24 protein-coding genes and 1 pseudogene are annotated in these 26,423 nt (G+C 71.8%); 11 read left to right on the forward strand and 14 right to left on the reverse strand.

What is annotated here, in order from left to right:
- Positions 1 to 26 precede the first annotated feature (26 nt).
- Entirely contained in the window at positions 27 to 1,274 is a 1,248-nt protein-coding gene (locus ACZ7G1_RS00330) for an ABC transporter substrate-binding protein (protein ID WP_470880886.1), read from the reverse strand.
- 49 nt (positions 1,275 to 1,323) lie between these two features.
- The gene (locus tag ACZ7G1_RS00335) at positions 1,324 to 2,838 is read right to left on the reverse strand and encodes a gamma-aminobutyraldehyde dehydrogenase (RefSeq protein ID WP_470880888.1); all 1,515 of its coding nucleotides are present in this window, start codon (positions 2,836 to 2,838) and stop codon (positions 1,324 to 1,326) included.
- Between the two features lie 175 nt (positions 2,839 to 3,013).
- On the opposite strand from ACZ7G1_RS00335, the gene ACZ7G1_RS00340 reads away from it, so the two are divergent.
- Positions 3,014 to 3,562, forward strand: a complete 549-nt coding sequence (locus ACZ7G1_RS00340) for an NADAR family protein (RefSeq protein ID WP_470880890.1) — start codon at positions 3,014 to 3,016, stop codon at positions 3,560 to 3,562.
- A gap of 64 nt (positions 3,563 to 3,626) precedes the next feature.
- On the opposite strand, the gene ACZ7G1_RS00345 is transcribed toward ACZ7G1_RS00340, so the two are convergent.
- Positions 3,627 to 4,301: a DUF4190 domain-containing protein gene (locus ACZ7G1_RS00345; RefSeq protein WP_470880892.1), complete on the reverse strand. Its 675-nt coding sequence runs from the start codon at positions 4,299 to 4,301 to the stop codon at positions 3,627 to 3,629.
- Positions 4,302 to 4,376: 75 nt separating this feature from the next.
- Here ACZ7G1_RS00345 and ACZ7G1_RS00350 point away from each other — a divergent pair, with 75 nt between their 5' ends.
- From ACZ7G1_RS00350 to ACZ7G1_RS00370, 5 genes and pseudogenes are all read left to right on the forward strand, one after another.
- Positions 4,377 to 5,408 (forward strand): adenosine deaminase, encoded by a 1,032-nt coding sequence (locus ACZ7G1_RS00350; RefSeq protein WP_470880894.1) that lies wholly within the window; start codon positions 4,377 to 4,379, stop codon positions 5,406 to 5,408.
- A 19-nt stretch (positions 5,409 to 5,427) separates the two neighbouring features.
- Entirely contained in the window at positions 5,428 to 6,117 is a 690-nt protein-coding gene (locus ACZ7G1_RS00355) for a glycerophosphodiester phosphodiesterase (protein WP_470880896.1), read from the forward strand.
- Positions 6,118 to 6,172: 55 nt separating this feature from the next.
- A complete protein-coding gene (locus tag ACZ7G1_RS00360) occupies positions 6,173 to 7,339 on the forward strand; it encodes a sensor histidine kinase (protein ID WP_470880898.1) in 1,167 nt (388 codons plus the stop codon).
- Positions 7,336 to 8,048: pseudogene (locus ACZ7G1_RS00365) on the forward strand (response regulator transcription factor); the annotation flags it as partial. The gene ACZ7G1_RS00360 and the pseudogene ACZ7G1_RS00365, both read left to right, overlap by 4 nt.
- A 99-nt stretch (positions 8,049 to 8,147) precedes the next feature.
- A complete protein-coding gene (locus ACZ7G1_RS00370; RefSeq protein WP_470880953.1) occupies positions 8,148 to 9,356 on the forward strand; it encodes a serine hydrolase domain-containing protein in 1,209 nt (402 codons plus the stop codon).
- Here ACZ7G1_RS00370 and ACZ7G1_RS00375 read toward each other — a convergent pair.
- The 4 genes from ACZ7G1_RS00375 to ACZ7G1_RS00390 all read right to left on the reverse strand — a co-directional run bounded on the left by ACZ7G1_RS00375 (position 9,353) and on the right by ACZ7G1_RS00390 (position 13,202).
- Positions 9,353 to 9,886: a hypothetical protein gene (locus tag ACZ7G1_RS00375; protein ID WP_470880900.1), complete on the reverse strand. Its 534-nt coding sequence runs from the start codon at positions 9,884 to 9,886 to the stop codon at positions 9,353 to 9,355. The two genes, ACZ7G1_RS00370 and ACZ7G1_RS00375, sit on opposite strands and share 4 nt — an antisense overlap.
- Positions 9,887 to 9,916: 30 nt before the next feature.
- Positions 9,917 to 10,447 (reverse strand): HXXEE domain-containing protein, encoded by a 531-nt coding sequence (locus ACZ7G1_RS00380; RefSeq protein ID WP_470880902.1) that lies wholly within the window; start codon positions 10,445 to 10,447, stop codon positions 9,917 to 9,919.
- An 11-nt stretch (positions 10,448 to 10,458) separates the two neighbouring features.
- The gene (locus tag ACZ7G1_RS00385) at positions 10,459 to 11,622 is read right to left on the reverse strand and encodes a polyamine ABC transporter substrate-binding protein (RefSeq protein WP_470880955.1); all 1,164 of its coding nucleotides are present in this window, start codon (positions 11,620 to 11,622) and stop codon (positions 10,459 to 10,461) included.
- Between the two features lie 143 nt (positions 11,623 to 11,765).
- Positions 11,766 to 13,202, reverse strand: a complete 1,437-nt coding sequence (locus tag ACZ7G1_RS00390) for a gamma-aminobutyraldehyde dehydrogenase (RefSeq protein WP_470880904.1) — start codon at positions 13,200 to 13,202, stop codon at positions 11,766 to 11,768.
- A gap of 191 nt (positions 13,203 to 13,393) precedes the next feature.
- Here ACZ7G1_RS00390 and ACZ7G1_RS00395 point away from each other — a divergent pair, with 191 nt between their 5' ends.
- From ACZ7G1_RS00395 to ACZ7G1_RS00415, 5 genes are all read left to right on the forward strand, one after another.
- Entirely contained in the window at positions 13,394 to 13,900 is a 507-nt protein-coding gene (locus ACZ7G1_RS00395; RefSeq protein WP_470880906.1) for an Lrp/AsnC family transcriptional regulator, read from the forward strand.
- Positions 13,885 to 15,264, forward strand: a complete 1,380-nt coding sequence (locus tag ACZ7G1_RS00400; RefSeq protein ID WP_470880908.1) for an aspartate aminotransferase family protein — start codon at positions 13,885 to 13,887, stop codon at positions 15,262 to 15,264. Before ACZ7G1_RS00395 ends, ACZ7G1_RS00400 begins: the two co-directional genes overlap by 16 nt.
- 226 nt (positions 15,265 to 15,490) lie before the next feature.
- Positions 15,491 to 16,219: an ABC transporter ATP-binding protein gene (locus tag ACZ7G1_RS00405; protein ID WP_470880957.1), complete on the forward strand. Its 729-nt coding sequence runs from the start codon at positions 15,491 to 15,493 to the stop codon at positions 16,217 to 16,219.
- Positions 16,201 to 17,349: a hypothetical protein gene (locus ACZ7G1_RS00410; RefSeq protein WP_470880910.1), complete on the forward strand. Its 1,149-nt coding sequence runs from the start codon at positions 16,201 to 16,203 to the stop codon at positions 17,347 to 17,349. The genes ACZ7G1_RS00405 and ACZ7G1_RS00410 overlap by 19 nt, the downstream gene beginning before the upstream one ends.
- A 49-nt stretch (positions 17,350 to 17,398) precedes the next feature.
- A complete protein-coding gene (locus ACZ7G1_RS00415) occupies positions 17,399 to 18,529 on the forward strand; it encodes an LOG family protein (RefSeq protein WP_470880912.1) in 1,131 nt (376 codons plus the stop codon).
- 24 nt (positions 18,530 to 18,553) lie between these two features.
- On the opposite strand, the gene ACZ7G1_RS00420 is transcribed toward ACZ7G1_RS00415, so the two are convergent.
- The 7 genes from ACZ7G1_RS00420 to pyrH all read right to left on the reverse strand — a co-directional run bounded on the left by ACZ7G1_RS00420 (position 18,554) and on the right by pyrH (position 26,382).
- Complete coding sequence (locus ACZ7G1_RS00420; RefSeq protein WP_470880914.1) at positions 18,554 to 19,573, reverse strand: ABC transporter ATP-binding protein; 1,020 nt, start codon at positions 19,571 to 19,573, stop codon at positions 18,554 to 18,556.
- The gene (locus ACZ7G1_RS00425) at positions 19,573 to 21,186 is read right to left on the reverse strand and encodes an ABC transporter permease (RefSeq protein WP_470880959.1); all 1,614 of its coding nucleotides are present in this window, start codon (positions 21,184 to 21,186) and stop codon (positions 19,573 to 19,575) included. The genes ACZ7G1_RS00420 and ACZ7G1_RS00425 overlap by 1 nt, the downstream gene beginning before the upstream one ends.
- A 38-nt stretch (positions 21,187 to 21,224) precedes the next feature.
- Positions 21,225 to 22,313, reverse strand: coding sequence for a thiamine ABC transporter substrate-binding protein (locus tag ACZ7G1_RS00430; RefSeq protein WP_470880961.1), 1,089 nt, complete (start codon positions 22,311 to 22,313; stop codon positions 21,225 to 21,227).
- Positions 22,314 to 22,539: 226 nt separating this feature from the next.
- On the reverse strand, positions 22,540 to 23,652 hold the full coding sequence (rlmN, locus tag ACZ7G1_RS00435; RefSeq protein WP_030690627.1) for a dual-specificity RNA methyltransferase RlmN: 1,113 nt from the start codon (positions 23,650 to 23,652) through the stop codon (positions 22,540 to 22,542).
- Between the two features lie 207 nt (positions 23,653 to 23,859).
- Positions 23,860 to 24,963: a phosphatidate cytidylyltransferase gene (locus tag ACZ7G1_RS00440; protein WP_470880916.1), complete on the reverse strand. Its 1,104-nt coding sequence runs from the start codon at positions 24,961 to 24,963 to the stop codon at positions 23,860 to 23,862.
- On the reverse strand, positions 24,963 to 25,520 hold the full coding sequence (gene frr, locus ACZ7G1_RS00445) for a ribosome recycling factor (protein ID WP_470880917.1): 558 nt from the start codon (positions 25,518 to 25,520) through the stop codon (positions 24,963 to 24,965). Before frr ends, ACZ7G1_RS00440 begins: the two co-directional genes overlap by 1 nt.
- Before the next feature lie 97 nt (positions 25,521 to 25,617).
- Positions 25,618 to 26,382 carry a UMP kinase gene (pyrH, locus tag ACZ7G1_RS00450; RefSeq protein ID WP_470880919.1) on the reverse strand — a complete coding sequence of 255 codons (765 nt, stop codon included), beginning with the start codon at positions 26,380 to 26,382 and terminating at the stop codon, positions 25,618 to 25,620.
- Positions 26,383 to 26,423: the final 41 nt, after the last annotated feature.

Genomic DNA, 26,423 nt, shown 5'->3' on the forward strand with positions numbered 1-26,423 from the left:
AGTGAGTGAGGTGGACGACGTCGGGCTCAGGCGCCGATGAGCTTGGCGAACTTCTCCTCGTACGCCGTCTCCTCCGCGCTGCTGAGCGAGCGGAAGGCGTGGGACTTCTTGGCCATGGCCTTGTCCGGGAGGATCAGGGTGTTGTTCGCGAGTTCGGGGTCGATCTTGGCGAGCTCGTCCTTCACCCCGTCGACAGGGCAGACGTAGTTGATGTACGCGGCGAGCTGGGCGGCGACGGGAAGCTCGTAGTAGTAGTCGATGAGCTTCTCGGCGTTCGTCTTGTGCCGGGACTGGGCGGGGACGAGCAGGTTGTCGCTGGAGGTGATGTATCCGGCGGCCGGGATGGCGTACCTGATGTCCGGGTTGTCCGCCTGGAGCTGGATGACGTCGCCGGCCCAGGCGAGGCAGGCCGCGAGGTCGCCCTTGTCCAGGTCGGAGGTGTAGTCGTTGCCCGTGAAGCGGCGGATCTGCTTCTTGTCGACGCCCTTCTGGAGGCGCCCGATGGCCGCGTCGTAGTCGGCGTCGGTGAACTTGCCCGGGTCCTTGCCGAGGTCGAGCAGGGTCATGCCGACGCTGTCGCGCATCTCCGTGAGGAAGCCGACCCGGCCCTTGAGCGAGGGGTCGTCCAGGAGCTGGGTGACGGAGTCGACCTTCTTGCCGCCGGTCGCCTTGACGTTGTACGCGATGACGGTCGAGATGCCGGTCCACGGGTACGAGTAGGCGCGGCCCGGGTCCCAGTCGGGGCTGCGGAACTGGGCGGACAGGTTCGCGTACGCGTGGGGCAGGTTCGAGGCGTCGAGCTTCTGCGCCCAGCCGAGCCGGATGATCCGGGCGGCGAGCCAGTCGGTGACGCAGATCAGGTCGCGGCCGGTGTCCTGGCCGGCCGCGAGCTGCGGCTTGATCTTGCCGAAGAACTCGACGTTGTCGTTGATGTCCTCGGTGTACTTGACCTTGATCCCGGTGCGTTTGGCGAACGCCTCCAGGGTCGGGCGGGACTTCTCGTCCTCGCTGACGTCCATGTACTCGGTCCAGTTGGAGAAGGCGACGCTCTTCTCCTTGGCCGACACGTCGATGGACGCGGGGCCCTGGCCCTCCCGCTTGGCCGGCGGGATGCCACAGGCGCTCAGGCCGGCGAGGCCGCCGACCGTGAGCGCGCCGACGCCGCCCGCGCGCAGCATCGAACGACGGCTGAGGGCACCCCGGCCACTCGTCAGGCTCCGCTGTATCGCCGCCAGCTGCGCGGCGGACAGGCTGTCGGGCTCGTACTGCTCCATGCGCTGTGCCCTTTCGGGATGGGTGGGCCGCTGGTCGGGCGGCAGACTTCTATCGGTCCCCGAAGATCGTGCGGTGCCAATCCTTCGCCGCCACCGCGGTGTTGTCGAACATCACGTGCTTGACCTGCGTGTACTCCTCGAAGGAGTACACCGACATGTCCTTTCCGTAGCCGGAGGCCTTGGTGCCGCCGTGCGGCATCTCGCTGATGATCGGGATGTGGTCGTTGACCCACACGCAGCCGGCCTTGATCTCCCGCGTGGCGCGGTTGGCCCGGTAGACATCGCGGCTCCAGGCGGAGGCGGCGAGGCCGTACGGGGTGTCGTTGGCGAGCTCGATGCCCTCGTCGTCGGTGTCGAAGGGCAGGGCCACCAGGACGGGCCCGAAGATCTCCGACTGCACGACCTCGCTGTCCTGCGCGGCGCCGGTGATCAGGGTCGGACGATAGTACGCGCCGTCCTTGAGGTCGCCGCCGGGGACTTCGCCGCCGGTGACGACGGTGGCGTAGCCGCGGGCGCGCTCGACGAAACCGGCGACGCTGTCGCGGTGCCGGTGGCTGACCAGCGGGCCGAGGTCGGTGCCCGGCGCGAAGGGGTCGCCGACCCGGACGGTCTCCATCAGCTCGGCGACCCGGGCGACGAAGGCGTCGAAGAGCGGGCGCTGGACGTACGCGCGGGTGGCCGCGGTGCAGTCCTGGCCGCTGTTGATCAGGGAGGCGGCGACGGCGCCGTGGGCGGCGGCCTCCACGTCGGCGTCGTCGAAGACGACGAAGGGGGCCTTGCCGCCGAGCTCCAGGTGGAGCCGCTTCACGGTGGCGGTGGCCACCTCGGCGACCCGCTTGCCGACCGGCGTGGAGCCGGTGAAGGAGGTCATGACCACGTCGGGGTGGCCGACGAGGTGCTCGCCGACGACCCGGCCGGAGCCGCTGACGATGTTGATCACACCGTCGGGGATGCCGGCCTCCTTCGCCGCCTGCGCGAACATCAGCGAGGTCAGCGGGGTCAGCTCGGCGGGCTTCAGGACGATCGTGTTGCCGGCGGCGATCGCCGGGAGGATCTTCCAGGCGGCCATCTGGAGCGGGTAGTTCCAGGGAGCGATGGAGCCGATGACACCGATCGCCTCGCGCCGGATGTACGAGGTGTGGTCACCCTCGTACTCGGCGGCCGCCTGGCCCTGCAGGTGGCGGGCCGCGCCGGCGAAGAACGCCGTGTTGTCGATGGTGCCGGGCACGTCGAACTCGGTGGTGAGCTTGAGCGGCTTGCCGCACTGGAGGGACTCGACCCGCGCGATGTCGTCCGCCCACTCGGCGAGGACACCGGCGAGGCGGTGCAGCGCGTCGGAGCGCTCGCCCGGCGTCGCGCCGGACCAGCCGGGGAACGCGGCCTTCGCGGCGGCGACCGCCTCGTCCACGTCGTCGGTGGACGCCAGCGCGTAGGTGTACACGCTCTCGCCCGTCGCCGGGTCGATCACGCTGTGTTCCCGACCCGAGGTTCCGGCGCGGAGCCTTCCGCCGATGTACTGCGCGCCGTCCGCGAAGCGGTCCGTCACCTGGAAGCGGTTGCTCATGACGCTCTCCGTTGTCCCAGCTCGAATTGAGTGCCGATCCTGACATGGGGAAAGTGCCCCAACAAGTGATTCCGTTGTTGCCTTTTGGTTACGCGACGGAATCGGTCGACCATGTGTCGAGGCGACCGGAAAATCTCCGTACGGAGTGTCAGTGGCGGCTGCCACACTCCCATGCATGAACAAGATCGACGAGCTGACACAGCAGGTCAACCGGGGTGACCGTGTGAAGTGGCTGCTCTTCTGGGGCCACCGCCCGCACCCGGACGGACGGCTCTCGGCGAGCTGCCTGAGCCAGTGGTGGCCGGCGCCCTTCACGGTCGACGGCGTCGCGTACGCGACGGCGGAACACTGGATGATGGCGGCCAAGGCGCGCCTCTTCGGGGACGCCGAGGCGGAGCGGGCCGCGCTGGCCGCCCGCACCCCGGCGGAGGCCAAGAAGGCGGGCCGGCTGGTGCGCGGCTTCGACGACGCGGTCTGGGAGCGCGAGCGCTTCGGGATCGTCGTCGAGGGCAGCGTCCACAAGTTCGCCGCGGACGAGGCCCTGCGGGCCTACCTCCTGGGCACCGGCGAGCGGGTCCTGGTCGAGGCCAGCCCGGTGGACCGGATCTGGGGCATCGGGCTCGCGGCCGACGACCCCGCCGCCCACGACCCGGCGCGCTGGCGCGGACTCAACCTGCTGGGCTTCGCGCTGATGGAGGCGCGGGCGCGGCTGCGGGAGGGATAGACAGAAGGGGCCCCGCACCGGATGGTGCGGGGCCCCTTGTCCCTGACGGGTGCGCGTCCGGGTGTCAGCGCTCGATCTCGAGGATCTGGCTGGAGAACGGGTCGTCGTCGGAGTCGTAGGACGAGGAGTCCTGCTGGATGGCCCAGATGATGAAGCCGAGGAAGACCGCGCTGACGACGATGCCGATCGAGCCGAGGATGACGCCCGCGAGGGCCATGCCCCGGTTGGTCGCCTCGCCCCGCCCGGCCTTCTTCATGCCGATGATGCCGAAGATCAGCGCGAGGATGCCGAGGATCGCGCCCAGACCGTACATACAGAATCCGGCCACCGCGATGATGCCGAGCACCATCGCGGCCGTCCCCATGCCGTTGGACGGGGACTGCTGCCAGCCCGGCTGGCCGTAGCCGGAGGCGTATCCCGGGTAGCCGTATCCGGACGGAGCCGTCGGGGCGACGGGCTGCGGCGCCGGGGCCGCCGGATAGCCGTAGGCGCCCGGGGTGGCCGGCGGGTAGCCGTACGCGTCGGGCGTGGCCGCCGGGCCGCCGGGGGCGACCGGGGGCGGCGGGACGTCGCCGCCGGGGCCGGGCGCGGCGGGCATGGACGTCACGGTCTGCTGGTCGTGCACGGGCGGTGGCGTCGGGCTCGGCGACTTGCTCAGTTCCACCCCGTCGCGGTTCGGCGGAGCCCACGGGTCCGCCGGGTCGTACCCGCCCTGCGGCTGGTCTCGGTTGTCAGACATGGGCCTCCCCCATCGTGGTCACGCCATGTTACGGCCTCACCCCTGGGAGGGACCCGCCCGGCCTACGATGACCCGATGACCGATCTCCATCCCTTCATCGCCGGCCTGCCCAAGGCCGAGCTGCACGTCCACCACGTGGGCTCCGCCTCCCCGCGGATCGTCTCCGAGCTCGCGGCCCGCCACCCCGACTCCAAGGTCCCGACGGACCCGGAGGCGCTGGCCGACTACTTCACGTTCACCGACTTCGCGCACTTCATCGACGTCTACCTGTCGGTCGTCGACCTGGTCCGCACCCCCGAGGACGTCCGGCTCCTCACCTTCGAGGTCGCCCGGGACATGGCCCGGCAGAACATCCGGTACGCCGAGCTCACCATCACCCCGTACTCCTCCACCCGCCGGGGCATCGACGAGCGCGCCTTCATGGCGGCGATCGAGGACGCCCGCAAGGCGGCCGAGGCGGAGTTCGGCACGATCCTGCGCTGGTGCTTCGACATCCCGGGCGAGGCGGGTCTCGTCTCCGCCGAGGAGACCGCGCGGCTCGCGACCACGGACGGGCTGCGCCCCGAGGGCCTGGTCTCCTTCGGTCTGGGCGGCCCCGAGATCGGGGTGCCGCGTCCGCAGTTCAAGCCGTACTTCGACCGGGCGCGGGCGGCCGGTCTGCACTCCGTCCCGCACGCGGGCGAGACGACCGGCCCCGAGACCGTCTGGGACGCGATCCGGGAGCTGGGCGCCGAGCGCATCGGCCACGGCACGAGCTCCGCCCAGGACCCCGAGCTCCTCGCGTACCTCGCCGAGCACCGGATCGCCCTCGAGGTGTGCCCGACGTCGAACATCGCGACCCGGGCCGTCGCCACCCTGGAGGAGCACCCGATCCGGCAGTTCGTCGACGCCGGCGTCCTCGTCACGATCAACAGCGACGACCCGCCGATGTTCGGCTCGGACCTCAACAACGAGTACGCGGTCGCCGCCCGTCTCCTCGGCCTGGACGAGCGCGGGGTCGCCGCGCTCGCGAAGAACGCGGTGGAGGCCTCGTTCCTCGACGCGGCCGGCAAGGCCCGGATCGCGGCCGAGATCGACACGTACACGAACGACTGGCTGGCGCGCTGACCGCGACGAGAATGGGGCCATGCGCTCCGTCACTGTCGTAGGCCATCGCGGCGACCCGTACCGCGTCCGTGAGAACACGCTCCCCTCGATCGCGTCGGCGATCGAGCGGGGGGCGGACGCCGTGGAGATCGACGTCCGACTCACCAAGGACGACGTGCCCGTCCTCCTCCACGACGACACCCTGAAGCGGCTGTGGGGCCATGACCGGCCGCTCGTCTCGCTCACGCTCGCGGAGCTGCGCGAGCTGACGCACGACGGGGTGCCGACCCTGCGCGAGGCGCTGCTGGTCGCCGGGGACCACCGGCTGATGCTGGACCTGCCGGGTGGGAACGAGGACTCGGTCCGCAGGATCGTCGGCACGGTCCGCGAGTGCGGTGCCGGCGAGCGGGTGTACTACTGCGCGGGCGGCGTCGCCATGCTCCAGGTGCGGGCCGCCGACCCGGCCGCCGAGATCGCGCTGACCTGGACGACGCTCGCCCCGCCGCGCGCGGTGCTGCTCGACGCGGTGCGCCCCCGGTGGCTCAACTACCGCTTCGGCCTGGTGAGTCGGGAGCTGACGGAGCGCGTGCACCGGGACGGGCTGCTCGTCTCCTCCTGGACGGCGGACACCAAGCGCACCATGCGTAAGCTGATCGCCGGCGGGGTCGACGCCATCACCACCAACCGCGTCGACGCCCTCGCCTCCGTCCTGCGAAAGGCGCACGCGTGAACGACCGGACACGGACCGCCCCCGCGCGGTGCGACGCCGCGGACCGCCTGCCGTAATGGGCATACGGGGGGATCTGAGGAACCGCTGGGAGCGGGCACGCGGCTGGGGCGCGGCGAACCCGTGGCGGGTGGACATCGGGATCGCGCTGCTGGTGCAGGCGGCGATGACGATGCCGTTCGTGGTGCCGCGCGGGCCCGAGCTGGAGCCGGCGACCTGGCCGGCGTACGGCCTGACGACGCTCACGGTGCTGCCGCTCGTGTGGCGTCGGCGCGCTCCGCTCGCCGTGCTGTTCGCGATCCTGGCGGCGAGCGCGCTGTACAAGCTGGCGCTGGAGGGGCCGGGGCAGCCGCTGCCGTACACCGGCCTGGTCAGCGTCTACACGATCGCCGCGCTGGCGCCGTCCTGGCAGCGGCTGACGACGGCCGCGCTCCTGGTGGTCGCCGTGCCGGCCTCGGTGTGGCTCAACACCCAGTCGGCGCGCGAACTGACCTTCTCGCTCTTCGTGTTCGGCGCCGCGTACGTCTTCGGGCGGCTCCAGGACGCCCGGCAGCGGGCGCACCGGATCGAGGCGGAGCAGGCCGCCGCGCGCGAACGGGCCCGGATCGCGCGGGAGATGCACGACATCCTGTCGCACGCGGTGAGCCTGATGATCGTGCAGGCCGAGGCGGGGCCGGTGGCGGTACGGGCGGCGCCCGCGCGCGCGGAGGCCGCGTTCGAGGCGATCTCGGAGACCGGCCGCGAGGCGATGGCCCAGCTGCGCCACATGCTGGGGCTGCTGCGCGAGGGCGGGGACGGCGCGGCGCCCCGGGAGCCGCAGCCCGACCTCGGCGGCATCCCGGAGCTGGTGGACCGGGTGCGGGCCAGCGGCCTCGCCGTCGCGTACACGACGGAGGGCGGGGTACGGGCGCTGCCGCCGGCGACCGGCGCGAGCGTGTACCGGATCGTCCAGGAGGCGCTGACGAACGTGGTCAAGCACGCGCGGGCCCGCACGGCGGACGTCCGGCTCGTCCACGGCGACGGCGTGCTGCGGGTCACGGTGACCGACGACGGCCGCGGCCCGCGCCCCGGTTCCGGCGGTCACGGGCTCGTGGGCATCAGGGAGCGGGCCGCCGCGCACGGCGGGACGGCGGCGATGGGCCCGGGCCCGGCGGGCCGGGGCTTCGAGGTGCGGGTGCTGCTTCCCGTACCCCAGGGGACGGAGACGGGGGAGGCGGGGAGATGACGATCCGGGTGGTGGTCGCGGACGACCAGGAACTGGTCCGCAGCGGCTTCGCGATGATCCTGGACGCGCAGCCGGACATCGAGGTGGTCGCGGAGGCCGGGGACGGCGCGGAGGCGGTCGACGCGGTGCGCCGGCTCGCGCCGGACGTGGCGCTGCTCGACATCCGGATGCCGCGGACGGACGGCATCGAGGCGTGCCGGACGATCAGCGCGGAGTCCGCCTGCCGGACGGTGATCCTGACGACCTTCGACACCGACGCGTACGTGTACGAGGCGCTGCACGCGGGCGCGAGCGGCTTCCTCCTCAAGGACGTGCGCCGGGACGACCTGGTGCACGCGGTACGAGTGGTGGCGGCGGGCGATTCGCTGCTGGCGCCTTCGGTGGCCCGGCGGCTGGTGGAGCAGTACACGGCGGGCGGGCCGCGCCCGGCGGTCCCGGGCCCCGATCCGCGGCTCGACGTGCTGACCGGCCGCGAGCGGGAGACGCTGCTGCTCCTCGCGCGCGGCCTGTCCAACGCGGAGATCGCGGCGGAGCTGGTGGTCAGCGACCACACGGTGAAGACGCACGTGGGGAACGTCCTCGCGAAGCTGGGGCTGCGGGACCGGATCCAGGCGGTGATCTGCGCGTACGAGACGGGGCTCGTCTCGGCGGGCTCTCCCCCGCGCGGGGGAGGCGGCTAGCCGGGTACTCCCCCGCGTCGGCGAGGAACCGGTCGCCCGAAGACCGCCGGTGCGGGCGATCCGCCTTCCTGCCCTGGTCAGCAGGATGGAGCCATCGAGAACAACGGCTCACACCACCGGAGTTGACCATGAGGAAGTCCACCCGCACGCTGCTCGCCGCCACCCTGGTCCTGGGCGTCGCGGCCAGCCCGGCGCTCACCCCGGCCTTCGCGAGCGAGCGGCCGGCGGCCTCGGCGGCCCCGAGCGCCCCGACCGCCCCGACCGCCCCGACGGCCGCGGCGACCCCGTCCAGCCCCGACCTGAGCGCGGTGATCGCCGGTCTCCCGCGCGCCGACGCGACGGCGGCGCTGGTCCGGGTGGGCGGCAGCGAGGGCTCGTGGCAGGGCAGCGCGGGCGTCCACGACCTGGAGACGAACGCCCCGGCCGACCCGGCCGCCCGCTTCCGGGCCGGTTCGGTGACGAAGGTTTTCACGGCGGCGACCGTCCTGCAGCTGGCCGCCGAGGGCCGGATCGACCTGGACCGCACGGCCCGCTCGTACCTCCCGGACCTGATCCCCGGCCGGTACGCCCGGGTGACCGTACGCCAGCTCCTGAACCACACCCACGGCATCCCGGCCGCGGACATGCCGGGCGAGACGGTGGAGGAGTGGTACGCGAACCGGTTCGCCGTCCACACCCCGGAGGAGCTGGTCCGTTCGGCGACGGCGCAGCCGCGCGAGTTCCGGCCCGGCACGAAGCAGCACTATCTGAACATCGGCTACACGATCGCCGGACTGCTCGTGGAGCGGGTGACCGGCGACTCCTACGAGCACCAGGTGGAGCGCCGGATCCTGCGGCCGCTCGGTCTGCGCGACACGTACTTCCCCGGCGAGGCGGCCGAGATCTCGGGGCCGTACAACCACGGCTACCAGACCATGCGGCTCGACGACGGCACGACCGGGCTCCGTGACGTGTCGGTGTGGGGGACGACGGACGGCTGGGCGGCGGGCGATCTCGTCTCGACCACCGCCGACCTGGAGCGCTTCACCCGGGCCCTGTTCGCGGGCCGGGTGGTGCGCGGCCCGCTCCTGGAGGAGATGTTCACGCTGCCGAGGGTGGCGGACGTGAAGTCCGGCGACCCGGCCGCGTACTCCGCCGGTCTGTCCATGAAGCGTCTCGGCGGCCGCGAGGTGTGGGGCAAGACGGGTGGCCGCTGGGGGTACAACGCGGCCATCGCCTCCACCCGCGACGGCGCCCGCACCCTCGTCTACAGCGTCAACTCCACCGACGCCAAGGGCCAGGACATGAACCGCACCGCCCTGACCCTGATGGTCTCCGCCTACGGCCTCCCCGACTAGACGGGCACGGCCTCGGGCGCCCCCGCCGCCGCTTCGAGGCGCTTGATCAGCCGGCGGACGTGGAGCAGCGGCAGGATGCCGATCACGCCGAACGACATGTCGATGACCGACCACCAGAAGGGGATGTCCCGGAGGGGGCCGCAGATCAGGGCGAGGGGGATGATGCCGGCGCAGGCGATCATCCCGAACTCGACGACCCAGATGTTGCGGACCGGGTCGCGGTACACGCCGTAGAAGGCGACGGCGATGACCAGGTGCGCGAAGGCCAGCCAGTCGGTGCCGTAGAGGAGGTACGGGGCGTCCCGGTCGGCGGCGGCGACGCCGTCCCGCACCCGGTGGATCCACTCGGCGAGCCCGGGGAAGAGCTCGGCGACGGGCGCGGCCCAGCCGGTCAACGCGGAGTCGAGGAGGCGGAGTTCGGTCACGAGCGGGAAGGCGGTGGCCCCGCTCAGGACCAGGCAGACGACGAAGACGACCAGCCATGCGCGGATGCTCTTGAGAAGGGCTCTCGGCCCGTTCGTGTCGCTCACGGGAACAGCGTACGCCCCTGTTGAACGCGTTCAGAAACGGGGTGCGAGTCTCCGCGCGAGGCCATGCGCGACCACCGTCGCGCCCGCCGCCACCGCGAGCCCCAACGCCACGTCCCCGACTCCCGCGGACCGCAGGACACCGGCCCGGCGCAGCCGGCGGCGGGCCCAGAGGGAGAAGGGGATGACGACGAGCGGCGAGGTGACCGCCCCGGGAGTGGCGTCCCGCACGACGGCGGCCTGCGCGAGGTGGACGAGACCGTGCAGCCCGAAGCCGGTGACCGCGCCCTGGTAGAAGGCGGACCTGCCGCCCGTCCGGGCACCGGCCACGGCGGCCGCGCCGACGATCACCGCCATCGCCCCCACGGCCAGGGCGAATTCACGTTCGTCGACGCCCTCGACCGCCTTCCACACGGACTCCGGGACACCGGGGAAGCGCTCGCGCAGTCCGGGCAGGTTCTCCCGGAGCCAGCGCGGTCCGCGGGCGAGCTCCTCCAGGTCGTGGACGGCCCAGGCGAGGAACAGGCCGTAGGTGGCGAGGGGTTCGATGCGTGTATCGGTCATGCCTGTCCAACTCACAGGCCGACGATGGCGTTCCACCTCTTCGCGAACTCCGGGCGCTCCGAGGCGCTGACGTCCCGGGCGATGGCGAGCCGGCCGCGCATCGCGGAGTCGGGGAAGATCAGCGGGTCCTCGGCGAGGGCCACGAGTTCCTCGTCGCCGGAGTCGGCGAGGACGGTCTGCGCGGCGGGCACCGGGCAGACGTAGTTGACCCAGGCGGCGAGTTCGGCGGCGACCTCGGGCTCGTAGTAGTAGTCGACGAGCTTCTCGGCGTTGCTCTTGTGCTGCGCGAGGTTGGGGACCATCAGCGACTCGGCCCAGAGCTCCGCGCCCTCCTCGGGGACGACGAACTCGATGTCCGGGTTGTCGGCCTGGAGCTGGATGATGTCGCCCGAGTACGCCTGGCAGGCCACCACGTCGCCGGTGGAGAGGTCCTTGATGTAGTCGTTGCCGGTGAAGCGGCGGATGTGCCGGCTGCGGACGAGGCCCTCGATCTGCTCGCACAGCTCGTGGAAGTCGTCGCCGGTCCACTTCGTCACGTCGACGCCGTTGCCCATCATGAGCAGGCTGATGGACTCGTCGAGCCCGGAGAGCAGGGTGACCTTGCCGCGCAGGTCGTCGGCCCACAGCTCCTTGATGGAGCGCAGCTCGCGGCCGAGCTTCTTCCGGTTGTACGCGATGCCGGTGATGCCGGACTGCCAGGGCACGGCGTGCCGGCGGCCGGGGTCGAAGGCGGGCGAGGTCAGCTGGGGGTCGAGGTGCCGGGCGACGTTCGGCTGGGCGGCGCGGTCCATCTCCTGGACCCAGCCGAGGCGGACGAAGCGGGCGGCCATCCAGTCGCTGACGACGATCAGGTCACGGCCGGGCTCCTGGCCGTTCATCAGGGCCGGGCCGATCTTGCCGAAGAACTCGTCGTTGTCGTTGATCTCCTCGGTGTACCGGACGGAGATCCCGGTGCGCGCGCGGAAGGCGTCCAGGGTGGGGCGCTTCGACGTGTCGTCGTCATCGGTGTCGATGTAGAGCGGCCAGTTGGCGAAGTCGACCGTGCGGTCCCGCCGGGACAGGTCGCGCCCGGCGCGGTCGCGCTCGTCGACGTAGGCGGCGGGCACCCCGCAGGCGGCGAGCAGGGCCGCGGCCCCGACACCGCCGGCACCGCGCAGCAGGGACCGGCGGGACACGTTCTTGCTGACAGTCGCTCTCACTCGCCCAGCATCCCCGCGGCCCGTGGCCTGCGGCAATGGACGGTCCGTCGAGCGACGGGCCGCGGCCCCGACACCCTGTCGATCAGGGTGCCGGGGCCGCGGGGACGTGCGTGCGGGGCTCAGCCCAGGGAGGTCATGACGTGCTTGATGCGCGTGTAGTCCTCGAAGCCGTAGGCGGAGAGGTCCTTGCCGTAGCCGGACTTCTTGTAGCCGCCGTGGGGCATCTCGGCGACCAGCGGGATGTGGGTGTTGATCCACACACAGCCGAAGTCGAGGTTCTTGGACATGCGCATCGCGCGCGCGTGGTCCTTGGTCCAGACGGAGGAGGCGAGGGCGTACTCGACGCCGTTCGCGAACTCCAGGGCCTGGGCCTCGTCCGTGAAGGACTGGACGGTGATGACCGGGCCGAAGACCTCGTTCTGGATGATCTCGTCGTCCTGCTTGAGGCCGGAGACGACGGTCGGGGCCCAGAAGTAGCCCTTGTCGCCGACGCGGTGACCGCCGGCCTCGACCTTGGCGTGCGCGGGGAGGCGCTCGATGAAGCCGGCGACCTGCTTCAGCTGGTTGGCGTTGTTCAGCGGGCCGTAGAGCACGTCCTCGTCGTCCGGCTGGCCGGTCTTCGTCTCGGCGGCGGCCTTGGCCAGCGCGGCGACGAACTCGTCGTGGATCGACTCGTGGACGAGGACGCGGGTGGCGGCGGTGCAGTCCTGGCCGGCGTTGAAGAAGCCCGCGACGGAGATGTCGCCGACGGCGGCCTCGATGTCGGTGTCCTCGAAGACCACGACCGGGGCCTTGCCGCCCAGCTCCAGGTGGACGCGCTTGACGTCCTTGGCCGCCGACTCGGCGACCTGCATGCCGGCGCGGACCGAGCCGGTGATGGAGGCCATCGCCGGGGTCGGGTGCTCGACCATGGCCTTGCCGGTCTCGCGGTCGCCGCAGACGACGTTGAAGACGCCCTTGGGCACGATCTGCCCGATGATCTCGGCCATCAGGACGGTCGACGCGGGGGTCGTGTCCGAGGGCTTGAGGACGACGGTGTTGCCCGCCGCGAGGGCCGGGGCGAACTTCCACACGGCCATCATCATCGGGTAGTTCCACGGCGCGACCTGCGCGCAGACGCCGACCGGCTCGCGGCGGACGATGGAGGTCATGCCCTCCATGTACTCGCCGGCCGAGCGGCCCTCCAGGAGGCGGGCGGCACCGGCGAAGAAGCGGATCTGGTCCACCATCGGCGGGATCTCCTCGCTCGCGGTGATCCCGACCGGCTTGCCGGTGTTCTCGACCTCGGCGGCGATGAGCTCCTCGGCGCGCTCCTCGAAGGCGTCCGCGATCTTGAGGAGTACCTTCTGGCGCTCGGACGGGGTGCTGTCGCGCCAGGCGGGGAACGCGGCAGCGGCGGCCTCCATGGCGGCGTCGACGTCGGCCTGCCCGGAGAGCGGGGAGGTGGCGTACACCTCGCCGGTGGCCGGGTTGGTCACCTCGATGGTGCGGCCGTCGGCCGCGTCGCGGAACTCCCCGTTGATGTAGTTACGCAGCCGGCGCAGCTCGGTGGTCACTTGGCCACCCCTCCTGTCACGTTCTGTCGTCGCACGTCCCTGTGCGGTGTCCCGATGGGCGAGACACCTCAGCCTAATCGCTCGACAGACGCTTTCAACAGCCCTGACCCTCCCCAACTTCGGATTCGGTGAGATTCAGAGCTCGTCACAACGAATTTCATCGATCCGGGCTTGCACGACAGACAATCTCGGTGCACAGTGAAGGCGTGGCCAGTCGAAGCACAGACTCCAGAACCGGAACCGGTTCGTCCCCGACGATCGACGCCGTCTCCCTGGCGATCATCGAACAGCTCCAGCAGGACGGTCGCCGTCCGTACGCCTCCATCGGCAAGGCCGTAGGCCTTTCCGAAGCGGCCGTACGACAGCGCGTCCAGAAGCTGCTCGACCAGGGCGTCATGCAGATCGTCGCCGTCACCGACCCCCTCACCGTGGGTTTCCGACGGCAGGCGATGGTCGGCATCAACGTCGAGGGTGACCTGGATCCGGTAGCGGAGGCACTCACGGCCATGGCCGAGTGCGAGTACGTGGTGATGACCGCGGGCTCCTTCGACCTGATGGTGGAGGTCGTCTGCGAGGACGACGACCACCTGCTCGATGTGATCAACAAGCGGATCCGCACCCTCCCCGGCGTGCGGTCCACCGAGAGCTTCGTCTACCTCAAGCTCAAGAAGCAGACCTACATGTGGGGAACCCGATAACCGTGACCCAGGACCTCTCCAAGACTGCCTACGACCACCTGTGGATGCACTTCACCCGCATGTCGTCGTACGAGAACTCGCCCGTTCCCACCATCGTGCGTGGTGAAGGCACCTACATCTTCGACGACAAGGGCAAGCGCTACCTCGACGGTCTCGCGGGTCTCTTCGTCGTCAACGCCGGTCACGGCCGCAAGGAACTCGCCGAGGTCGCGTACAAGCAGGCCCAGGAGCTGGCGTTCTTCCCCGTGTGGTCGTACGCCCACCCGAAGGCCGTCGAGCTCGCCGAGCGCCTCGCGGACTACGCCCCCGGCGACCTCAACAAGGTCTTCTTCACCACCGGTGGCGGCGAGGCCGTCGAGACCGCGTGGAAGCTCGCCAAGCAGTACTTCAAGCTGCAGGGCAAGCACACCAAGTACAAGGTCATCTCGCGTGCGGTCGCCTACCACGGCACCCCGCAGGGCGCCCTGTCCATCACCGGCCTGCCGGCCCTGAAGGCCCCCTTCGAGCCGCTGGTCCCCGGCGCGCACAAGGTGCCGAACACCAACCTCTACCGCGCCCCGATCCACGCCGACGACCCGGAGGCCTTCGGCCGCTGGGCCGCCGACCAGATCGAGCAGCAGATCCTCTTCGAGGGCCCCGAGACCGTCGCGGCCGTCTTCCTGGAGCCGGTGCAGAACGCCGGTGGCTGCTTCCCGCCGCCGCCCGGCTACTTCCAGCGCGTCCGCGAGATCTGCGACCAGTACGACGTGCTGCTCGTCTCCGACGAGACGATCTGCGCCTTCGGCCGCCTCGGCACGATGTTCGCCTGTGACAAGTTCGGCTACGTGCCGGACATGATCACCTGCGCCAAGGGCATGACCTCGGGCTACTCCCCGATCGGCGCCTGCATCGTCTCGGACCGCATCGCGGAGCCGTTCTACAAGGGCGACAACACCTTCCTGCACGGCTACACCTTCGGTGGCCACCCGGTGTCCTCTGCGGTCGCGCTCGCCAACCTCGACATCTTCGACAAGGAAGGCCTCAACCAGCACGTGCTGGACAACGAGGGCGCCTTCTACTCGACCCTGTCGAAGCTGCACGACCTCCCGATCGTCGGCGACGTCCGCGGCAACGGCTTCTTCTACGGCATCGAGCTCGTCAAGGACAAGGCCACCAAGGAGTCCTTCAACGACGAGGAGGTGGAGCGCGTCCTGTACGGCTTCCTCTCCAAGGCGCTGTACGACGCCGGCCTCTACTGCCGCGCCGACGACCGTGGCGACCCGGTCATCCAGCTGGCCCCGCCGCTGATCGCCGACCAGGGCACCTTCGACGAGATCGAAGGCATCCTGCGCTCGGTGCTCACCGAGGCGTGGACCAAGCTGTAGGAACCGGCTGCCAGGACCGACCGACATCGGTCCCCCAGCATCACGCCGCCCTCACGGCGTGACCCCGGCCCGGGCATGCGGCCATCCGAGTGGATGGCGGCGGCCCGGGCCGCGTGCTGTCCGTATGAGCGGATCTGAATCCTTACGGTGCCGAGTGACCCACAGCCCCGTCTCCTCGTTCCCCCGTACGGGGGAACCGATCAGATCCGACATCGAGGTGTACGCGATGGCCCCACCGGACAACGACGTGCTCTGGGCGCGTTCCCTGCACTGCTCCCTGGGCGGCACGGAGGCGCTCACCGGCGTCTCCCTCGGCGTCCGCGAAGGCGAGATCCTCGCCCTCGCCGGCCCCCGCGGCAGCGGCAAGACCACCCTCATGCGCTGCCTCTCCGGCCAGCTCGTCGCCCAGCAGGGCGAGGTCTGGTTCAACAGCGCCCCCGTGCACACCCTGAGCCCGAGCCGGCGCGAACGGCTCCGCCGCGACCGCTTCGGCTGGATCGACCCCGAACCCGGACTCGTCCCCGAACTCACCGGCTGGGAGAACACCGCCCTGCCGCTGCTGCTCCGCGGGGTCTCCCACCGGGCCGCCAAGACCGCCGCGCTGGAGTGGCTCGACCGGCTCGACATCGGCGGCAGCGCCCGCAAACGGCCGCACGCCCTCACCCACTCCCAGCGCCAGCGGATCGCCATCGCCCGCGCGCTCGTCACCACCCCCTCGGTGCTCTTCGCCGACGAGCCCACCGCCTCTCTGCACCAGGCCGACGGCGCCCAGGTCCTGCGCACCCTCACGGCCGCCGCCCGCTCGCACGGCATCACGGTGCTCCTCGCCACCCACGACGGCGAGGTCGCGGCGCTCGCCGACCGCACGGTCGCCCTCCTTGACGGACGCCGGGTCTCCGCCGTACCCCCCGTGTCAGGGGCGGAGGGCGTCGCCGCGTGCTCGCTCTCCGTCTGACCCGGGGAACCCACCCCCTCGTCCTCACCCGGCGGCTGCTCGTCGCCGCGGCGGCCGCGGGGGTCGGCTTCCTCCTGCTCTGCACCCTCGGATACGCCGTCGGGCACCCGGCGCACTCCTCGGCCTCGGCGCTGCGGCTCCTCTGGTGCGTGCTGCCGCTCGCCGCCACCGTCCAGTTCGCCGTCGCGGTGGCCCGGACCGACCCCTCCACCCGGCCGCGCCCCGGCCTCTCGGCGGTCGGCCTCGGCCCCGCCCGGCTCACCGCCATCGCCGCCGCGTCCACGGCCGTCGCCTGCACCCTCGGCTCGATGGTCGCTCTCCTGTTCTACCTGCACCTGCGCGGCGACATCACCGGCCTGCCCTTCGACGGGGCGGCGGCCGACCTGCTCGCCGCCGACCAGCCGATGCCGCTCGCGGCGGCCCTCACCCTGCTCGCCGTCCTGCCGGTCGTCGCCGCCACCGCGGCGGGCCTGGCGCTCCGCCCCCGCGCCGCCGCCACGGGACCCGAGGGCGCGGAGCGGCCGGTCCCGACCGGCCTGCCGTGGGGCATCGCCCTGGTCGCGGTCGGCCTCGCGGTCGAGACGTACGCGGGCCGCGGCGGCGGGGACGGGGTCCCGATGCCCGGCCGCTTCGACGGCAGCCCGGCGGGCGTCCTCGCCGGCTGGGTCCTGACCGCCGTCGGCCTCGCGCTGGCCGGCCCCGGCCTCACCCACCTCAGCGGCCGCCTGCTCCAGGCCTTCCGGCCCGGCGCCACCCGGCTGCTGGCCGGCCGCGTCCTCATGGACGAGTCCCGCCGCATCGGCCGCCCCCTCGGCGTCGTCAGCGCGGTGATCTCAGGAACCCTCGCCGCTGCCACCCTGTACGAGGCGGACGCGGGCAGCGAGGCCTTCGGACCGCTCACCGGGCTCGGCGCGGCCCTCGTCCTCGCCTGCACCAGCGCCACGCTCCTCACGGCGGCCCTGGAGTCCAAGCAGTGCCGCACCCACACCACCGAGGCGCTCCTGCGCATCGGCGCGCCCCCCACGGTCCTGCGCACCGCGGCCCTGCTGCGCGCCGGCGCCCTGCTCGCCGTCTTCCTGCCCCTCACCTGGGCGGTCGCCGAACTCGCCGCCCTGCCGCTGGCCGGCTGACACCTCCTCGCGAGGGGCCGCCCCGCGCGGCGGCCCCTATCGTGGGCCCATGGCGACGCTTCCCCCGGCCCGCCGCCCGCGCGGGCGCGGCCACGAGATCCACACGCTCGACGAGTTCGACGCGGCGCTCGCCGGACCCGGCTCCCTCAGCGGCCTGCGGGTCCAGTCGGTCGACCTGACCGACCGCACCTTCGCCCTGCTCTCCGCCACCACCACGGACGCCGTCTTCCTCGGCTGCCCCATGCAGCCGGAGGCCGCCGCCAAGGTCCGCGCCGACGGCGCGCTCGTCTTCCCACCCGTCCCCGACCTGCCCTTCGATCCCTACCGCGCGCGGCTCTACAGCCCCGACGAGCTGTTCGAGGGCCTTGCGGAGCGGGGTTACGAAGCCACCCCGGACGCGCGCGCGTACGCCTGGTTCGGCCGGACCAGGGCCGACGGCGACATCCTCTCCTCGATGCTCCGCTCGCTCCACGACGACGCCGTCTCCGACGCCCTCGACGAACTCCTCGACGGGGCCCGCGTCGTCGGCGTCATGGGCGGCCACGCGATGGGCCGGGGCACGGAGGCGTACGCGGGCGCCGCCCGCCTCGGCAGGTCCCTCGCCCGCGCCGGTCTCACCGTCGCCACCGGCGGCGGACCGGGCGCGATGGAAGCCGCCAACCTCGGCGCCTACCTGGCCCCGCTCCCCGACCCGGCCCTGCCCGAGGCGCTCGCGCTGCTCGCCGGCGTCCCGTCCTTCGTCCCCTCGGTGACCGACTGGGCCCGCGCCGCCTTCCGCGTACGGGCCCTGCTCCCGCACGGCGGCGACTCGGTCGCCATCCCCACCTGGTTCTACGGCCACGAGCCGCCGAACCCCTTCGCCGCGCACATCGCCAAGTACTTCACCAACGCCCTGCGCGAGGACGGCCTGCTGGCCCGCTCCACCGCCGGCGTCGTCTTCCTCCCCGGCGCCGCGGGCACCGTCCAGGAGATCTTCGCCAACGCCACCCCGAACTACTACGAGTCCCTGGGCACCCCCACCCCCATGGTCCTCGTCGACCGCGACCACTGGACCCGGCACCTCCCCGCCTGGCCGCTCCTGGAGGCGCTCGCCGCCGACCGCCCGATGGCGGCCCGGATCACCCTGGTCGACTCGATCGACGAGGCCCCGGCGGCGCTGGAACAACTGGCGAAGGTCTAGGGCACGTCCGGCGCGGGCAGCCCCTCAGTCCTCCCCGGCCAGCACCACGACGTCCTCCACCCGGAACTCCACGCCCACCTCGGCGCCCTCGTCCGGCGCCTCCCGCGGCGGGAGCTCGACGTCGAGGGCGGGGCCGTCCGCCGGGCGGAGCCGTACGGCCACCCGGTCGCCGCGGAAGGTGCGGGACTCCACCGTCCAGCGCGGCCCCTCCCCCGCGAGCCGCACGCCGCCGGGACGGACGAGGAGCCGCCGCTCGCCCTGCGGCGAGCCGTCCGGGACCGGGACGGTGCCCCAGACGGTCTCGGCGGCCCGCCCTGTCACCCGCGCCGCCACCACGTTGTCGAAGCCGAGGAAGCGGGCGACGAACTCGGAGGCGGGCCGCGACCACACGTCGACGGGGGCGCCGGACTGGGCGATCCGCCCGTCGCGCATCACGACGACCCGGTCGGCGAGGGCGAAGGCCTCGCCCTGGTCGTGGGTGACGGCGAGGACCGTCGTACCGAGCCGCCCGAAGAGCTGCCGCAGCTCGACGACGAGCCGCTCGCGCAGCCCCCGGTCGAGCTGGCCGAGCGGCTCGTCCAGCATCAGCAGCCGGGGCCGGGGCGCGAGCGCGCGGGCGAGCGCCACCCGCTGCTGCTCGCCGCCGGAGAGCGCGGCCACCGAACGGCGCTCCGCCCCGGGAAGGCCCACCAGGTCGAGGAGTTCCGCCACCCGCCGCGCCTGCTCGGCCTTGCCGGCGCCCCGCATCCGCGGACCGAAGGCGACGTTGCCGCCGACGTCCCGCTGCGGGAAGAGCTGGTGGTCCTGGAACATCAGCCCGACGCCCCGCTTGTGCGTCGGCACCCCCGCCTGGTCGGCGCCGGCGAGCAGCACCCGGCCGCCGTCGAGCGCCTGGAGCCCGGCGACGGCCCGCAGCAGCGTGGACTTGCCGCTGCCAGAGGGGCCGAGGACACAGACGGTCTCGTGCTCGGCGACCTCCAGGTCGACGGCGTCGAGCACGGCCCGCTCCCCGAACCGTACGGTCGCGTCCTGGATCGACAGCATCAGAACTCCCCGGAGGTCCGGTCGGTGCGCAGCCGTTCGAGCAGCAGCAGGGACACCGCGCACACCACCATCAGAATCGTCGAGAGGGCCATGGCCTGGCCGTAGTTGAGCTCGCCCGGCCGGCCGAGCAGCCGGGCCACCGCCACCGGCAGCGTCGGGCTGTCGGGCCGGGCGATGAAGACGGTCGCGCCGAACTCGCCGAGCGAGACCGCGAAGGCGAACCCCGCGGCGATCAGCAGCGCCCGCCGCACCAGCGGCAGGTCCACCTCCCGCCAGGCCCGCCACGGCGAAGCCCCGAGCACGGCCGCCGCCTCCCGCAGCCGCTCGTCCACCGCCCGCAGGACCGGCAGCATCGTCCGTACGACGAAGGGCACGCCGACCAGCGCCTGCGCGAGGGGTACGAGGATCCAGCTGGCCCGCAGGTCGAACGGCGGCTCGTCGAGCGTGATGAGGAAACCGAAGCCGACGGTGACCGCCGAGACCCCGAGCGGCAGCATGAGCAGCGCGTCGAAGCCGCGCACCAGCCGTCCGGCCCGCCGGGTGAGGGCCGCCGCGGCGAGCCCGCCGACGAGCACCGCGATGGCGGTCGCGGCCAGCGCGTACCGCAGTGAGTTCCCGATGGCCTCAAGGGGCGGTACGAGGAAGGTGCCGGACTCGTCGAGCGAGCCGAGCGCCCGGTAGTAGCGCAGCCCGTAGCCGTCGGGCCCAGCGAAGGAGCGCTCCACGAGCACGCCGAGCGGAAGCAGGATCAGCAGCGCCACCGAGACGAGGACGCCGCCGAGCAGCGCCCACTGGCCGGCCCCGCGCGGCCTGCGCGCGGTCCGCTCCGGGGGGACGAGCCGCAGCGCGGTCTCCCGCCGCCGTACCGTCCACGCGTGCACGCCGAGGATCGCGCCGACCGCGACGAACTGCACGAGGGTGAGCACGGCGGCCGTGCGCAGGTCGAGCAGCCGGGCGGTCTGCCGGTAGATCTCCGCCTCCAGGGTGGAGTAGGCGTCTCCGCCCAGGATCTGCACGACGCCGAACGAGGTGAAGGTGAAGAGGAAGACCATCAGCGCGGCCGCCGACACCGCCGGCACGAGCGCGGGCAGCGTCACCGTCCGCCAGGCCGTCCAGCGGGAGGCGCCGAGGACCCGGGCGGCCTCCTCCTGGCGCGGGTCGAGCTGGGACCACAGGCCGCCGACGGTCCGCACGACGACGGCGTAGTTGAAGAAGACATGGGCGAGGAGGATCGCCCACACGCTGGTGTCGAGCCGCAGCCCCCACAGCTCGTCGGTGAGCCCGCCCCGCCCGACGACCGCCAGGAACGCGGTGCCGACGAGGACCGTCGGCAGCACGAACGGCACCGTGACCACGGCCCGCAGCACGTTCTTGCCGGGGAAGTCGAAGCGGGCGAAGACGTACGCCCCCGGCAGCGCCACGAGCAGCGTCAGCCCCGTCGACGCGAGGGCCTGCCACACGGTGAAGCCGAGCACGTCGAGGATGTCCGGCCGGCTCAGCGTCCCGCCGATCGGCCCGAGGTCCCAGGCGCCGTCGGGCCGCAGCCCGCGCTCCACGATGGACGCGACGGGCCAGGCGAAGAAGACCCCGAAGAACGCGACGGGCAGGGCCATCAGCCCCAGCCGCGCCGCGCTCCCCTTGAGGCCGCGCCTTACTTCAGGACGAGCGACGACCACTGCTGGATCCACGGGTCACGCTTCTCGGCGATCTTCTCGGGCGCCATGGTCTCGGGCTTGTCGACCACCACACCGTGCTTCGTGAACAGCTCCGGGAGCGCCGCGTCCTTCGCCACCGGGTTCACGAACATCTGCAGCGGCATGTCCTCCTGGAACTTCTTGGAGATCAGGAAGTCGATCAGCGCCTTGCCGCCCTCGGGGTTCTTCGCCCCGTTCAGCAGGCCCGCGAACTCCGTCTGCCGGAAGCAGGTGCCGGTGGAGACGCCGGTGGGCGCCACCTTCGGCTGCGGCTCGCCGTAGAGGACCTCGACCGGCGGGCTCGACGCGTACGAGACGACGAGCGGGCGGTCGCCCTTGGCCTGCTTGCCGCCGGCCGAGCCGGAGAACTCCTGGTTGTAGGCGAGCTCCCAGCTGTCGACGGTCTTCACGCCGTTGGCCTTGAGCTTCTTCCAGTAGTCCTGCCAGCCCTCGTCGCCGTACTTCGCGGCGGTGCCGAGGAGGAAGCCGAGGCCCGGGGAGGAGCGCTCGGGGTTCTCGACGACCAGCAGGTCCTTGTACTCCGGCTTCGCCAGGTCGTCGAAGGTCACCGGCGGCGCCAGCTTCTTGTCGGCGAAGTACTTCTTGTCGTAGTTGACGCAGATGTCACCGGAGTCGATCGGCGTGACCCGGTGCTCCTTGTCCAGCTGGTACGCGGCGGGGATCCGGTCCAGGCCCTTCGCCTCGTACGGGACGAAGATCCCGTTGTCGAGGGCGCGGGAGAGCAGCGTGTTGTCGACGCCGAAGAAGACGTCACCCTGCGGGGAGCCCTTGGTGAGGATCTCCTTGTTGACGGCCTCGCCCGCGTCGCCGCTCTTGAGGACCTTGACCGTGAAGCCGGTCTGCTTGGTGAAGTCGGCCAGCACCTCCTTGGAGGCGTTGAACGAGTCGTGGCTCACCAGCGTCACGGTCTTCGGGGCGGGCCGGTCGGTCTTGCCGGCCGCTTCCCTGGCGTCGTCGGTGCCGCACGCGGCGAGGCTGGTGACGCCGAGCGCCGCGACGAGCGCGACGGCGGCGGCCTTCTTCATGCTCACTGGATTTCCTCCTGGGTGTGACCAGGAAGAGACGCGGCCCCGCCCACGGCCGGCGGACCGGTCGCGGGCAGGGCGCAACAGCTTGAGTTACGACCGAACTTCCTACCCAGAATGACCTGGGCGAGGTTCAGAGGGTCTGCGGTCTACGGTTACCGCACTCTCAGCGCTGTGGCGCTCCCCTGTCGGAATATGGAGATGTGTTCGAGCTCAGACTACAAGGTCAGCGCTCGGCCGCCGCCAGCTGTCCACAGGCGCCGTCGATCTCCTGGCCGCGGGTGTCCCGCACGGTCACCGGCACGCCGTGGCGGGCGATGGCCTCGACGAACGCCTTCTCGTCCTCGGGACGGGAGGCGGTCCACTTCGAGCCGGGCGTCGGGTTCAGCGGGATCAGGTTGACGTGCACCCGCTTGCCCTTGAGCAGCCTGCCGAGCAGGTCGCCACGCCAGGCCTGGTCGTTGATGTCCCGGATCAGGGCGTACTCGATGGAGATCCGGCGCCCGGACTTCTCCGCGTACTCCCAGGCCGCGTCGAGGACCTCGCGGACCTTCCAGCGCGTGTTCACCGGCACCAGGGTGTCGCGCAGCTCGTCGTCCGGCGCGTGCAGCGAGACCGCGAGCCGGCACTTGAAGCCCTCGTCGGCGAAGCGCAGCATCGCCGGCACCAGGCCGACGGTGGACACGGTGATCCCGCGCTGGGAAAGGCCCAGACCGTCCGGCTCGGGGTCGGTGAGGCGGCGGATGGCGCCGACGACCCGCTTGTAGTTGGCCAGCGGCTCGCCCATGCCCATGAAGACGATGTTGGAGAGCCGCGCCGGGCCGCCGGGGACCTCGCCGTCGCGCAGCGACCGCATGCCGTCCACGATCTGGTGCACGATCTCGGCGGTCGACAGGTTCCGGTCCAGGCCCGCCTGCCCGGTCGCGCAGAACGGGCAGTTCATGCCGCAGCCCGCCTGCGAGGAGATGCACATCGTCACCCGGTCCGGGTAGCGCATGAGCACCGACTCGACGAGCGTGCCGTCGTGCAGCCGCCACAGCGTCTTACGGGTGGTGTCGTCGTCGCAGGAGATGTGCCGGACCACCGACATCAGGTCGGGCAGCAGCTCGCCGGCCAGCTTCTCCCGCGAGGCGGCCGGGATGTCGGTCCACTCGGCCGGGTCGTGCGCGTACCGCGCGAAGTAGTGGGTGGAGAGCTGCTTGGCGCGGAACGGCTTCTCGCCGATCGCGGCGACGGCCTCCTTGCGCTCGGCGGGCGACAGGTCGGCCAGGTGGCGCGGCGGCTTCTTGGCTCCGCGCGGGGCGACGAAAGTGAGTTCTCCGGGCACGGGACGGGCCACGATCGGGTGTCTCCTCAGAAAGCACGAGGTCTGGCACCCCCACGGCGGCGGGGACCGCGGCATCACGATGCCGAAGCCAGGAGACCTCACTGGGACATCCCCGCAGCGGCGAGGACGACGGAAGGGCCCGCGGCGCACGCGCCCCAGGCCCTTCCAGAGTACCCGCTGTCCGTCAACCCCTGTCGACGAACGAGACGGACCGGCCGGTCAGCCGGTACCGACGAACAGCGCCATCAGCAACCACACCACCGGCGCCGTCGGCAGCAGGGAGTCGAGCCGGTCCATGATGCCGCCGTGACCGGGCAGCAGCGTGCCCATGTCCTTGATGCCGAGGTCGCGCTTGATCATCGACTCGCCGAGGTCGCCGAGCGTCGCGCTCGCCGCCACCGCGAGACCGAGGACCAGGCCCTGCCACCAGGCGCCGTCGTCGATCATGAACTGCATGCACAGCGCGCCCGCCGCCATCGCGAACGTCACCGCTCCGACCAGACCCTCGCGGGTCTTGCCGGGGCTGATCCGCGGGGCCAGCTTGTGCTTGCCGAAGCGCCAGCCGATCGCGTACGCCCCGGTGTCGCTGACCACGGTCAGGATCAGGAAGGTCAGCACCCGCTGCGGGCCGTCGTCCGCGGTCAGCAGCAGCGCCACGAACGTCGCGAGGAACGGCACGTAGAAGGCGGCGAAGACACCCGCCGTGACGTCCTTCAGATACCCCTCGGGGGGCTCCGTCATCCGCCAGACGAGCACCGCGAGCGCCGTCAGGGCCATCGCCACCCAGGCGCCCTCGGCGCCCCGGACGTAACCGGCGACGACCATCGCCGCGCCACCGACCGCGAGCGGCACCAGCGGGGCCTTGATGGCCTTGCGCTCCTGGAGGCGGGAGGTGAGCTCCCAGAGCCCGACCACCACGGCGACCGCTATCACCCCGACGAACGCCGGCTTCCAGATGAACAGCGAGGCGATGATGACGGCGCCGAGACCGACTCCGACCCCTATGGCCGCGCCCAGGTCACGCCCCGCGCTCTTCTTCTGCCGTGGCGCCGTCGGCGCCGGCGGCGGAGGCGGGGTGGGGCTGGACATGGGCTCCTGCGGGTGCTCGTGCGGCGTCTCGTCACGGAACAGGGGACCGCTCTGGTGAGCGGCCCCCCGGCCGTGACCGTCCTGGAATCCGCCGGCGGGAACGTCGGGCACGATGGGCATGGGCCGAGTCTGCGCCGCCTGCTGCCGATCGTATGCGGGACCCGCCGGGGCGGGCCCCTGGTCGGGTCCGCCGAGGCCGGTGCCGGCCGCGGGCCCCCAGGAAGAGTCGTTCATCAGACCTCGAGGAGCTCGGCTTCCTTGTGCTTGAGCAGCTCGTCGACCTGCGCGACGTACTTCGCCGTGAGGTCGTCCAGCTCCTTCTCGGCGCGGCGGACCTCGTCCTCGCCGGCCTCCTTGTCCTTGACGAGCTTGTCGAGGGCGTCCTTGGCCTTGCGGCGCACGGCGCGGATGGAGACCTTCGAGTCCTCGGCCTTGGTCCGGGCGACCTTGATGTAGTCGCGGCGGCGCTCCTCGGTCAGCTCGGGGAAGTTCACCCGGATGATGCTGCCGTCGTTGCTGGGGTTCACGCCCAGGTCCGAGTCACGGATGGCCTGCTCGATGTTGCGCAGCGCGCTCTTGTCGAACGGCGTCACCACGGCCATGCGCGGCTCCGGCACGGAGAAGGACGCCAGCTGGTTGATGGGGGTGATGGCGCCGTAGTAGTCGGCCACGATCTTGTTGAACATCGCCGGGTGCGCACGGCCGGTGCGGATCGCGGCGAAGTCCTCCTTGGCGACCACGACGGCCTTCTCCATCTTCTCCTCGGCCTCGAGGAGGGTCTCTTCGATCACCACATGCTCCTGCGTGTCGTCGCGTTGTGTCCTGCACGGTGGGTACGACCGGCAGGGCTCTGTCCATCCCCTTGCGGGGCGGTTCCCGGTTCGGGTGTCAGGCCCGGGTGCCCTGGTCGCTCACGAGCGTGCCGATCTTCTCACCCTTCACCGCGCGAGCGATATTGCCCTCGGTGAGCAGTTCGAAGACGAGGATCGGGAGGTTGTTGTCCCGGCAGAGGGTGATGGCGGTGGCGTCGGCGACCTTGAGGTCGCGGGCGAGCACCTCGCCGTACTCGAGCGCGTCGAACTTGACCGCGTCGGGGTTGGCCTTCGGGTCGGAGTCGTAGACGCCGTCCACGCCGTTCTTGCCCATGAGCAGGGCCTCGGCGTCGATCTCCAGGGCACGCTGGGCGGCGGTGGTGTCCGTGGAGAAGTACGGCATGCCCATGCCCGCACCGAAGATGACCACACGGCCCTTCTCCAGGTGGCGCACGGCGCGCAGCGGGATGTACGGCTCGGCGACCTGGCCCATGGTGATGGCGGTCTGGACCCGGGAGTCGATGCCCTCCTTCTCCAGGAAGTCCTGGAGGGCGAGGCAGTTCATCACGGTGCCGAGCATGCCCATGTAGTCGGAGCGGGCCCGGTCCATGCCGCGCTGCTGGAGCTCGGCGCCGCGGAAGAAGTTGCCGCCGCCGATCACCACCGCGATCTCCGCGCCGTCGCGGACGACCGCCGCGATCTCACGCGCGATGGCGTGCACGACGTTGGGGTCGACGCCCAGGCCGGTACCGCCGGAGAACGCTTCTCCGGACAGCTTCAGCATGAAGCGGCCGACCTTTTTGCCGTTGTTGTCGTCGCCCTGTACGGCGCCCTGGTTCATGGAGATCTCCTCGTGCACATACGAAGGAGGCCATTGCCTTG

The sequence above is a fragment of the Streptomyces sp. NPDC037273 genome (genome assembly GCF_055603625.1).